This window comes from Tepidisphaeraceae bacterium, assembly GCA_035998445.1.
GTDB lineage: Bacteria > Planctomycetota > Phycisphaerae > Tepidisphaerales > Tepidisphaeraceae > DASYHQ01.
This window is the reverse complement of sequence record DASYHQ010000017.1, coordinates 236348-247508: the sequence shown is the minus strand read 5'-3', so window position 1 is coordinate 247508 and position 11161 is coordinate 236348. Positions and strand designations below refer to the sequence as shown.

Here is an 11161-nt window from a genome sequence, read left to right as displayed (position 1 = left end):
CAACAGCGGCTCGATCTTCGCCCACTGGGCGTCGGTCAACTCGTGGCGGTGGCGATGGGCCATCAGGTCCTCCTTGACGGAGGACATCATCGACGAAACGAGCCGAAAGCGCGAGGATGAATGTCCGTGCTACCTAGAGCGGTTCAACTTCGGGTGTAGCGTCTGGCCGCAACCCTGTCATCCCGAGCGGGAGCGGTAGCGACCCGAGGGATCGCCACTGTCTAGAGTCGTCTCTAATTCGAGATCCCTCAGGTCGCTACCGCTCCCATCGGGATGACATGCTACACCTGAGGTAGAACCGCTCTAGGCCTCGCCGAGCGCCTCTTTCAGTAGCGGTATCGTGTAGCGCTCGACGGGATCACCCGCCTCGCCATGATCCCATTCACCGGCATCAAATGCCAAGTAGATGGACCATGCGGGCTCCGGCAACGACGCGTTCGTCTCATTCGCCGCGCTGACGATCATCTGGCCTTCTATCGCGTTGATTGCCCCGTCGGCATCGCGGAACGTGAGTTGCGAACGCTGGAACTGCCTGGCGATCTCGATCGCGACGGCATTGCAGGCATCTTCAAAACTCGCGAACCGCTCCCGAGCAAAAGCCCGAAACGCGTCGAGGTCCAGCCGTCCCTCAGCCGCGCCGTGCGAGATCACGTCTTGAAGTTCCGCGTACTTAAGAGACATAACGGATCGACGTTGAATGGCCGGCCCGGCACCGATTACGCTTTCAATCTAACAGAGCGTCAAGGAAAGGGGACATCCGATGTCCCCTTCTCGCTTCCCGGTGGTACGGAAGTCCCGTCGTCCACGACGGAAGTTCCGTGCAGTTGTACGGAAGTTCCGTGCACTTGTACGGAAGTTCCGTGCACTTGTACGGAAGTTCCGTGCACTTGTACGGAAGTTCCGTGCACTTGTACGGAAGTTCCGTGCACTTGTACGAGAGTTCCGTGCACTTGTACGGAAGTTCCGTGCACTTGTACGGAAGTTCCGTGTACTTGTACGGAAGATTAACACCCCACGATTGCAGCGAGAAAAACGGGATGTTATGGGGCGGCCGATCGGTAGGGGGCGAAGGGCGGTTTTATCGGGCGGCGGGGCATGGCCGGGTGCCACGGGCGGTAGGCCGCGCGTGCTCGTCCCATCGCAGACACGGGTGGAGTACCACCCGTGGCACCCGGCTGCTGACGGCTCTCGATCATCGAAATCACCCTCACCCAGCCTCTCCCATGCGTACATGGGAGAGGAGCCGGAGGACGCTAGTCCTTCTCGCTCGGCAGCAGCACGCTGTCGTCGGCGTGCTGGGGCACGGTGCCCGGCGGCAGCGAGGCGGAGCCGTCTTTGCCGACGACTAACGCCGCGGCCGGGGCGTAGATGTTGTCCTTGTTGACGCCCACTAAGGGGGTACTGGTGAACTCCACGTGGCCATCGCCGAACAGCACGTTTTGGCCGTCGCGGTCGTGGTTGGTGCTGTTGGCCTTTCGGACGTCATTTTGTGACGACTTCTGAGTCAGGGTCGACATGTCCACCCCAGGGCCCATGTCGGCGACAACAGCGAACTCTGGCCCGAGAGTGGCGTCCCACTTGTATCCTTTTGCGTCCGCCACCGTGGTCGGATAAGGGTTGGCCAGCGCGAAACTCAGATGCTTTTGACTTGGGAAGTTGCTGTAATTCGCAATCGTGTCCTTGGGGGAGAATTTCATTTCCTGCGACGACGGGCAAGTGAAGACCTCTGTGCCCATGTCCAGCGTTCGAGGCAACAAATACAACGCGGCCGTCACGTCGTTCGGAGACGGGTCGTTCTGGCCGTCGAACGGGTTGTTGTCGTTTACGCCGGTGTAGTAGCTCACAGGTGCCGATGCATCGAAGCGCACGCGCGGATACGCTTGGCGGTTCTCATTTGAGTACAGAAGCAACCCTTGGCCGATCTGGCGCAGGTTGCTGGAGCACTTCACCCGGCTTGAGTCGCCACGCTGCTTGGTTCGCATCGGTAAAAAAAACGCCACCACGAGCAGCAGCACCCCAACCACCACAACCAAATCGAGCAGGCCAAAGCCTCTCGAACGTCTGGAAACATTCTGCGTCATACGACGCTCCTTCTATCGAGCGGTCGCGCGAACGGTGGCGGGGACTGGCGGGACGAAAGATGGAATGATGGCAGACTGAAAATCGCGCCCACCCCGAAACCTGCGGCGACCTACGTCAGTGATTGCCCCCGCGAACGCCGCGGGTGACGCTTGAAGTCTACCTCACAAACGGTCGCGGTGGGCGCGCAATTGCGCCCGCCAGGTGGGTGACTGGCGGGCGCGGGGAGGGGAGGATGACCGTTCGGGCGCCTATCGCTCGATTACTCGAACAGCGGGCCCTTTGCCTTAACCAGGGTCCGATCCGTCTGCAGGTGGATCGTGTTGATCGCGTTCGGCGACTGGTCGCGCAGCGAGCGGCCGGCCGAGTCGTAGAGGTCGCCCTTGTCCAGCACGATCGTGTCCTGCGGGCTCAAGGTGCGCGTGCGCAGTACGTAGACCTGGTTCACCCAGACGCGCGGCTCGATGATCGCCTTGTTCGAGAAGTTCCGGATCGTGATCCGACCATTCTGCTTGTTCACGGTCGCCGTAACGCTGGCGTCTTCGGTGGCCTGCATGTCCGTCGGGTACTGCACGTTGCCGGCGTATGCCGCCAGAGCGGTGTCCTTCGTCTTGGGCTGGTAGACCTTGCCGCTGCCTCCCGAGCCACAACCGACAGCACCGATCAGTAACGCGATTGAGAGTGGGGCGATAGTTCGAATCATGATAAGCTCCGTTCCTTTGTTGTCAGTCACTAATGTAAATCCCATGCCGTACACACAAAACGTGCGGCAGCGTTCGGTAAACTGCATTTCTGCAAGAACAGGTGCGACAAATGGTCGGATTGGTAGACTTTAACGGCATATTGACGGCATCTGCACAGCAGGCTCTGGCATTAAGGACGGATTCCACCTATCGCCGGTTGGTCGTCAGCGGTGACGGTGATCCGGCGGCCAAGGCATTGCTGGATGGGGTGACGCCCGCAACCGTCCTGGTGGCGCCAGCGCGCGATGAGGGGGAGGCGGCGTTAGTTCTCGCCGGCCTGTGGTTATTGCACGACTGGCTCGAGCCGTCGCACACGCTGTCGCAGGGCGTGGAGACGGCCAACGGCAGCTTCTGGCACGCGGTGCTGCACCGCCGGGAGGGGGACTTCAACAACGCCCGCTACTGGTACGGCAAGTGTCGCAACCACCCCGTCATGGCGACGCTGGCGACGGAAGGACAGGCGATCGTGAAGGCGTCCAACGCGTCGGACGACGCCCGCACGATTACCCGCAATGGCTGGGATACGTACGCGATGGTCGACTTCGTCGAATCCGTGTACGACGCGGCCGACGATCACCCACCGGTACAGCTGGCGCGCGATCTGCAGAATCTGGAGTGGCGCATTCTGTTCGACTACACCGTGCGGGCGGCGGCGGGGAAATAGACACACGCCATCGCTCAGTCGTCATCCTGAGGTACCATGAAGGATCTGTTCGGCCCCACCTGAGAATACGGGGGAGATCCTTCGGGGTACCTCAGAGGGTGTTAAAGAACACGCTCGCGTCCGCCTCTTACGTGGCATGGGCGTCTCGCCCATGCGTGTGAATTGGAATAAGAAGCTTCATTTGTTGGCTGCTGCGCCGACCGAGCCGCTGCAATCAATCCTGTCTTCCGGCCTCACCACGAGCATGGGCGGGACGCCCATGCCACGGTCGGAGCGGACGCGGCACTGTTCCTTAACACCCTCTCAGGATGACGGCCAGGTGAAGCGAAGCATCGAATCCGCCTTATGCCCTAACTCCTAACCCCTGATTTCCTCCCACGGCATATCGCTTGCCATCGCGACCTCCAACGGAGGCAACACAGATGGCACATTCGTTCACGACCGGCGACAAGGGGCTCGGCAACAACAACTCGGCTACGACCAAGCGGCGGGTCCTCGTCACCGGGGCCGCGGGCAACATTGGGTCCTACTTCGCGGAGCACTCGCATCAGCGGTACGAGATGGTCCTGATGGAGCACGAGCTGGATGACGACACCAAGAAGATCGAAAAGTACGGCAAGGTGGTCCAGGGCGACGTGACCGACCTGGAACAGATGAAGCAACTCTGTCAGGGCATCGACACCGTGCTGCACCTGGCGGCCAACCCCAGTCCCAGCGCCACGTGGGACAGCGTGCTGAACGTGAACATCGCCGGCACCTACAACACGATGGTCGCCGCCAAGGCCGCGGGCGTGCGGCGGTTGATCTACGCCAGCAGCATCCACGCCGTCAGTGGCTACCCGGCCGACGTGCAGGTGAAGACGAGCGAACCCGTCAACCCTGGCGACCTCTACGGTGTCAGCAAGTGCTTCGGTGAGGCCCTTGGCCGGTACATGGCCGAGAAGGAGGGGCTGTCGTGCATCTGCCTGCGCATCGGCGCGTTCCAGCCGCGCGAGAACGCGCGGAAGCAGGAGAGCATCTCGATGATCGACGCCTGGGTGAGCCGGCGCGATTTGAATCAGCTCATCGAACGCTGCATCGACAACGAGACGCTGAAGTTCGCCGTCCTGCACGGGCTCAGCAATAACCGCTTTAAGCGATTGGACATCTCCGACGCCCGCGAACTGGTGGGCTACGACCCGGTGGACGATTTGACCGAAGAGAACCCGCTGCTGGAGAAGCTGGACCTCGATGAAAAGGTCTCCAGCCATAGCATGGCTGACGACGGGCAGAAATCCGGGTTAAGGAACGAGCTGTAGCGACGCAGGCAAGGCCCGAACGGCGTACGCTTCAAAACCAGCCACAACTTGTTTTTGCGGCACGAGGTTCGCGAACAGGCACGTCGTTGCGGGGCGGCGAAGGCGCCGTCCCAAAGAACTTCTCGTCTTTAGCGGAGAAACACGCCATGCGAACCACGCCAGTCTTACTTATCGGAGCCATGCTTGCGGTCGGTTGTCAGGACAACGACCGCGACTCGGACATGTCCAGCCGAACCGGTGCCCGCGGACAGGCCATGTCCGCCAATGACGGCAAGATGACCAACCCGGGTTCCCTGTCGAAGGCCGACCAGCAGTTCGTCGTCAACGCCGCCAGTGGTGGCATGTTTGAGGTGCAAAGCTCGCAGATGGCGCTCAGCCGGGCCAACGACGCGGCCACCAAGAAGTTCGCCCAGCAGATGGTCAACGACCACACGAAGGTCAACAACGAGCTGGCCACGATCGTGACGCGCAAGGGCGGCTCGGTGCCCACGCAGATGGTCGAGCGGCACCAGAAGATGCTCGACACGCTTTCCGAGGCCAACAGCGACGAGTTCCAAAAGGCCTACCATCGCCGTCAGGTGATGGCCCATGATGAGGCGATCAACCTCTTCGAAGGCGCCGCCAAGGCCGTCGACGACGCCGATTTGAAGGCATTCGCCTCCAAGAACCTATCGGCCCTGAAGATGCACAAGGACATGCTGAAGGACCACAACCACTAAGGTTGAGCCAGAAGGTGCGCTACCTCAGCGTCCCCCCGGCATGGCCACGTAAGCGACCATGCCGGGGAGGAGCATCGGGGGCTTCGGGAAACCCCCTGCCTCGTTTCCGCCTTCCACCCTTTGACCTCCACCATCCATTCACCCCCTCCCAGCCTCCCCCGGAGTACCGGGAGAGGAGCCGGATCCTCTACGCCCGGCTACGCTCCGCTCCGAATCGCGCACGGCTCGCGTTGAACCGTGGACCTCCCGTCCTGTAATGTCGTCATTCCCAGGCGAATAGTTGACGCGGCGTCTCGAACGGTCGACGTTTCGCCTCGAACGGTCGACGTTCCGTCTCAAACGGTCGACGTTCCGTCTCAAACGGTCGACGTTTTGCCTCGAACGGTCGACGTTCCGCCTCAAACGGTCGACGTTTTGCCTCGAACGGTCGACGTTCCGTCTTGAACGGTCGACGTTCTGACTCAAACGGTCGGCGTTCCGTCTGACTTTCGTTTATTCGGCTCGTTCATCGTGCAACGCCGATGATGTTGTGGTAGCAATTGCGCGGCCCAAACCCCCGCGTTACCGCAGCACGAATTATGAGCACTGCAACCGCCACCCCGACGTTGCCTCCGAGCACCTTCACGCCCGCACCCTACACCGGCCTTAGCTTCGACGAGGTGATGCGCCTGCGTAAGGCGCATCTGCCGCCGTCGCTGCTCACGTTCTACAAAAAGCCGATCATGATCGTGCAGGGACACATGCAGTACCTGTTCGACGAGACCGGCCGGCGGTACCTGGACGGGTTTGGCGGCATCGTGACGGTGAGCGTCGGCCACTGCCATCCGCACGTGAACGCGGCCGTGCAAGCGCAGAACGAGCTGCTGCAGCACACGACGACCATCTACCTGAACCCCGCTCCGGCCGAGTACGCCGCCAAGCTGGCGAGCAAGATGCCGGGCGATTTGAAGGTCTGCTACTTCGTCAACAGCGGGTCGGAAGCGAACGACTTGGCGACCCTGATGGCCCGTGCCTACACAGGTAACTACGACCTCATCGCGCTGCGCAACGGCTACCACGGTGGCGGGCAAAGCACGATGGGCCTGACCAGCCACAGCACCTGGAAGTACAACGTGCCGGCCGGGCAGGGCGTGCATCACGCGATCGCCCCCGATACCTACCGCGGCTATTTCGACAAGGATGATCCGGCAGCGGCGCAGAAGTACGCAGACGACGTGAAGCAGGTCATCCAGTTCGCCACGAGCGGCAAGGTCGCCGGCTTCTTTGCTGAAAGCATCCAAGGCGTCGGTGGTACGATCGTTTATCCTGACGGCTACCTCAAAGCGGCCTACGAACACGTGCGGGCCGCCGGCGGGCTGTGCATTGCCGACGAGGTGCAGGCCGGGTTCGGCCGGACGGGCACGCACTTCTGGGGCTTCGAGACGCAGGGCGTGATCCCCGATATCGTCACCATGGCCAAGGGCATCGGCAACGGCGCCGCGCTCGCCGCGGTCGTGACGACGCACGAGATCGCTGCGGCCCTCAACAGCCGCATCCACTTCAACACCTTCGGCGGCAACCCGGTCGTCATGCGGCAGGGCCAAGCCGTGCTTGAGGTCATCGAACAGGAAAACATCCAGCAGAACGCGCTGACGATCGGCAAGCAGCTGATGGACGGCTTCCACAAGCTCGCGGAACGTCACCCGATCATCGGCGACGTGCGCGGCCGTGGCCTGATGCTCGGCATCGAACTGGTGAAAGACCGCACGACGAAGGAGCCCGCCAAGGAGGCCTGCATCGCCGTCTTCGAACGCTGCCGCGACCTGGGCCTGCTGATCGGCAAGGGCGGCTTCCACGGCAACGTCCTGCGCATCAAGCCGCCGATGTGCATCACCGCCGCCGATGCGGAGTTCATGCTCGACGTGCTGGACGTGGCGTTCGGGGAAATCGTCGTCTGACGCGTCCTACCGTGGCATGGGCGTCTCGCCCATGCTCGCAATGGTGCCAGTTCATCTGTTTTGCTTGCAGACTGCTCGGCCGAAGCGGCACGGCACAAATAGAATTCTCTTCTCCTTCTGACACGCATGGGCGAGACGCCCATGCCACGGTGAATCATGCCCAACACAATCAAACACTTCATCGGCGGCGATTGGGTCTCCATCGGCAGCGCCACGTCGCCCGTCTACAACCCCAGCGTTGGCGAGGTGATCGCCGAAACACCGCTGGCCGGTGCCGAAGCTTTAGACCAAGCCGTCACCGCCGCCGCCGAGGCTTTTCCGGCGTGGAAGGAAACGCCCGCGATCGAGCGTTGCCGCGTGCTGTTCCGGCTGAAGATGCTGCTGGAGGATCAGTTCGACGACATCGCCAAGCTCATCACCCGCGAGCATGGCAAGACGATCACCGAATCGCGCGGCGACCTCCGCCGCGGGATCGAAGTCGTCGAGTTCGCCTGTGGCATCCCGAGCCTGCTGATGGGTGAGACGGCCGCCAACATCGCGCGTGGCATCGATTGTGAAGCGGTGCGGCACCCGCTGGGCGTGGTCGCGGGCATCACGCCGTTCAACTTCCCCGCGATGGTGCCGATGTGGATGTTCCCGATCGCCATCGCGTGCGGCAACACGTTCATCCTCAAGCCGAGCGAAAAGGTCCCGCTCACCGCGACGCGCATTGGTGAACTCCTGGTTCAGGCCGGCCTGCCCAAGGGCGTGCTGAACATCGTGCATGGTGGGAAGGAGATCGTCGACGCGATCCTGAAACACCCCACGATCAAGGCCGTCAGCTTCGTCGGCAGCACGCCGATCGCGAAATACATCTACGAGACCGGCGCGCGCCACGGCAAGCGCGTGCAGGCAGCGGGGGGCGCCAAGAACCACATCTTCATCATGCCCGACGCCGACATCGACAACGCCGTGAAGGGTTTAACCGAGGCCGCGTTCGGCTGCGCCGGTGAACGCTGCATGAGCGGCAGCACCGCGGTGGTCATTGGGCCGGCGGGCGACAAAGTCGTGCCGGCGATCGCGCGCGTTGCGCAGCAGCTCGTCGTGGGCGCAACGGATCGCGACCCGAACGCGCAGATGGGCCCCGTCATCAGCGCCCCGCACCGTGACCGCGTGCGCGACCTGATCGGCGCCGGCGTAAAGGGTGGCGCAACCGCGGTGGCCGACGGGCGCAACGTGACGGTTGCGGGCGCGCCCAACGGCTTCTACGTCGGCGCCACCGTGCTGGACGGTGTGCAGCCGGACATGACCATCCATTCCGAGGAAATCTTCGGCCCCGTGCTGAACGTCATCCGCGTTAATTCCCTCAGCGAAGGACTGGCGATCCAATCGAAGAACCCCTACGGCAACGGCGCCTGCATCTTCACCCGCAGTGGCGCGACGGCCCGCGAGTTCAAGCACAACGCCAACGCCGGCATGATCGGCATCAACGTCGGCGTGCCGGCGCCGATGGCGTTCTTCCCGTTCAGCGGCTGGAACGAATCGTTCTTCGGCGATTTGCACGTCCAGGGCCGCGAGGGGGTGGCGTTCTACACGCAACAGAAGGTTACGACGACGCGATGGTTCGCAAGTGGGGAGGGGGACATTTGGAGCAAGTGAACGGCCGCATACGGTAGGTAGGGTCTGGTCCCTCTCCCATGTACTCATGGGAGAGGCTAGGTGAGGGTGATTTCGAACGGCAGATGGCCGACGAATGGGCACGAAGAAACACGGATAGGAAAACCGTTTTCTCTCTTATTCGTGTTCCTTCGTGCTCATTCGTGGGCGATTCTTCTCTGTGCGGCTATTGAATCCGAAAAGGTACCCTCACCTAGCCTCTCCCGAAGCATGAGGGAGAGGGACCGGAGAGCCGTCTGACGTTCGCCTACATTTGCCCTTCGCGGACCTTCGCCCGGCGCCCCTTTGGCATACACTCTCTCCATGCCTCGCAACCGCCCTCGCGGCTTCATCCTGTTCTTCGGCACCAAGCCGGTCATCTCCGCCGAGCCGGGGGAACCGCTGCGCACGCACTGTCCGCGTTGCGGGCAGGAGGCGGACTTTCATCCCAAAAGCTACCGCACCTGGTTCACGTTGTTCTTCATCCCGCTGTTCCCGGTCGGGGCCAAGCGGCCGATCAGTGAGTGCGGCAACTGCCGGGCGCAGTTTCCGGTTGCGCTGAGCGAGATGCGGACCGATCTGGCCGCGGTCGATTCGCGGCAGTCGCAGGCGGCCATCACGCTGTTCAACGGGCTGCACAAGTCACCGGCCAACTCGGTGGCGCTGAACGAGTTGATGTCGCTCCACGCCAGCATGAAGGAGTACGATGCCGCCATCGCGGCGGCGGGGCAGTTCCCGCAAGCGCTGGACGCCAGCGAGCACTGCATGACCATGCTCGGTCGCGTCTATCTGGCCAAGGGACGACCGACGGACGCCATCCAATGGTTCGACGCCGCGATTGACCGCAATGATTCGCTCGCCGACGCGTATTACCACAAGGCGGTTGCGCACCTGGCGACCGTGCCCCCCGATCCCCGCGCTGCGATCACCGCGGCCCGGGCCGCTCGGGCAGCGGGACATCCGGGTGCTGAGACGGTATTACGCGATGCGGAAGCGATGATGCGGTAACGGGTTAGGCTGTATCGCCACTTGGCTGTGGTTGCCCGGAACGGTGATAAACTGTTGCATGAAATAATGGGGCAAGCATCAACTTCCGTCGAAATCGCTCAACTTTCGGACGGGGTGCCGGTATAGAGATGAAGTGGTGAGGCGCACGGCGCGATTCTGGACCGCGGGGATCAAACGATGGGTGTAGAAGATCTTAGACGTTGGCACTGGGCTGGCATCGGCTTGGTGGTGGGATTGGCCTTCGGGTCGGTGCAGGCGTTCTATGGGCCGGACCTGGACACGGGCATCGTCCGCCGACTGAACACCCAGCGGGAGTTCGAGCAGGGGCTGATCCGCCGGCCGGACGCGCGCGGCAAGATCAACGATGTCGTCGTCTACCCGACCGACCCCGAGGGTCGCGTATGGATGACCTTCCGCCAAATCCGCCAGACCGGTCGGCGAATCGACCCAAACGATCCGCAAAGCCCGTTGGAAGGCATCGCTGACCCCGTTCGGTTCGACGTGAAGGAGCCGTACAAGCCCGAGGCCGTGCAGGTGACCAACGCCAGTGGCGAGCTGACCATTCGCGATTACCTCAGCGCGCTGCAGGAGCAGTTTCCCGACGCGCAGATATCGTACAAGTATCAGTGGCACGCCACGCCCGCCAACACCATGTTGCTGTACGCGGTGGGCGGCTTGGTGCTGATCGGCGGCATCTGGCCGAGCATCGTCGGCCTGCTGACCGGTGGCGGCATCTGGGGCCCGCGCCGCAAGGAAAAGGAATACGACCTCGACCGCTTCACCAGCGGTGAGGAGCCTCAGGCCGCGACGGCCGCCGAGCTATCGGAAGCGGAAAAGGCCCGCCAGCAGCAGGAAATGGAAGAGGCCCTGATGGCCAAGCTGGACGGCTTCGGCGCCAAACCGGCCGGCGATACGGGTTCGGTCGACGAGGACGCCCCCGTCCCCACGCTCACCGGCGGCAAGCTCGACGCCCCGCGCGAGGTGGCCCAATCCGCCGAGGAGAATCGCGAGTACAAGGGAGACTTCTATCCCGTCGCGCGGCCGGGTGGGAAGAAGGACGAGTAGCGCATCTCTCGCT

Annotated in this window: 10 protein-coding genes; 7 read left to right on the top strand and 3 right to left on the bottom strand. The window is 62.6% G+C overall.

Annotated features, from left to right (window positions below; genetic code table 11):
• Nucleotides 1-303: 303 nt before the first annotated feature.
• The 3 genes from VGN72_06495 to VGN72_06485 form a co-directional block, all read right to left on the bottom strand.
• Nucleotides 304-651 (bottom strand): hypothetical protein, encoded by a 348-nt coding sequence (locus VGN72_06495; protein HEV7298999.1) that lies wholly within the window; start codon nucleotides 649-651, stop codon nucleotides 304-306.
• A gap of 602 nt (nucleotides 652-1253) precedes the next feature.
• Nucleotides 1254-2081 (bottom strand): hypothetical protein, encoded by an 828-nt coding sequence (locus VGN72_06490; GenBank protein HEV7298998.1) that lies wholly within the window; start codon nucleotides 2079-2081, stop codon nucleotides 1254-1256.
• Between the two features lie 260 nt (nucleotides 2082-2341).
• Nucleotides 2342-2782 (bottom strand): hypothetical protein, encoded by a 441-nt coding sequence (locus VGN72_06485; GenBank protein ID HEV7298997.1) that lies wholly within the window; start codon nucleotides 2780-2782, stop codon nucleotides 2342-2344.
• Nucleotides 2783-2892: 110 nt separating this feature from the next.
• Between VGN72_06485 and VGN72_06480 the strand changes: the two genes are divergently transcribed.
• From VGN72_06480 to VGN72_06450, 7 genes are all read left to right on the top strand, one after another.
• Nucleotides 2893-3486: a hypothetical protein gene (locus VGN72_06480; GenBank protein ID HEV7298996.1), complete on the top strand. Its 594-nt coding sequence runs from the start codon at nucleotides 2893-2895 to the stop codon at nucleotides 3484-3486.
• 422 nt (nucleotides 3487-3908) lie between these two features.
• The gene (locus tag VGN72_06475; protein ID HEV7298995.1) at nucleotides 3909-4784 is read left to right on the top strand and encodes an NAD(P)-dependent oxidoreductase; all 876 of its coding nucleotides are present in this window, start codon (nucleotides 3909-3911) and stop codon (nucleotides 4782-4784) included.
• Nucleotides 4785-4930: 146 nt separating this feature from the next.
• Nucleotides 4931-5503 carry a DUF4142 domain-containing protein gene (locus tag VGN72_06470; protein HEV7298994.1) on the top strand — a complete coding sequence of 191 codons (573 nt, stop codon included), beginning with the start codon at nucleotides 4931-4933 and terminating at the stop codon, nucleotides 5501-5503.
• Between the two features lie 578 nt (nucleotides 5504-6081).
• Nucleotides 6082-7440: an aminotransferase class III-fold pyridoxal phosphate-dependent enzyme gene (locus VGN72_06465; GenBank protein HEV7298993.1), complete on the top strand. Its 1359-nt coding sequence runs from the start codon at nucleotides 6082-6084 to the stop codon at nucleotides 7438-7440.
• Between the two features lie 156 nt (nucleotides 7441-7596).
• Nucleotides 7597-9078: a CoA-acylating methylmalonate-semialdehyde dehydrogenase gene (locus VGN72_06460; GenBank protein ID HEV7298992.1), complete on the top strand. Its 1482-nt coding sequence runs from the start codon at nucleotides 7597-7599 to the stop codon at nucleotides 9076-9078.
• A gap of 321 nt (nucleotides 9079-9399) precedes the next feature.
• Nucleotides 9400-10083: a zinc-ribbon domain-containing protein gene (locus tag VGN72_06455; protein HEV7298991.1), complete on the top strand. Its 684-nt coding sequence runs from the start codon at nucleotides 9400-9402 to the stop codon at nucleotides 10081-10083.
• Nucleotides 10084-10260: 177 nt separating this feature from the next.
• Nucleotides 10261-11148, top strand: a complete 888-nt coding sequence (locus VGN72_06450; protein ID HEV7298990.1) for a hypothetical protein — start codon at nucleotides 10261-10263, stop codon at nucleotides 11146-11148.
• The last annotated feature ends 13 nt before the right edge of the window (nucleotides 11149-11161 follow it).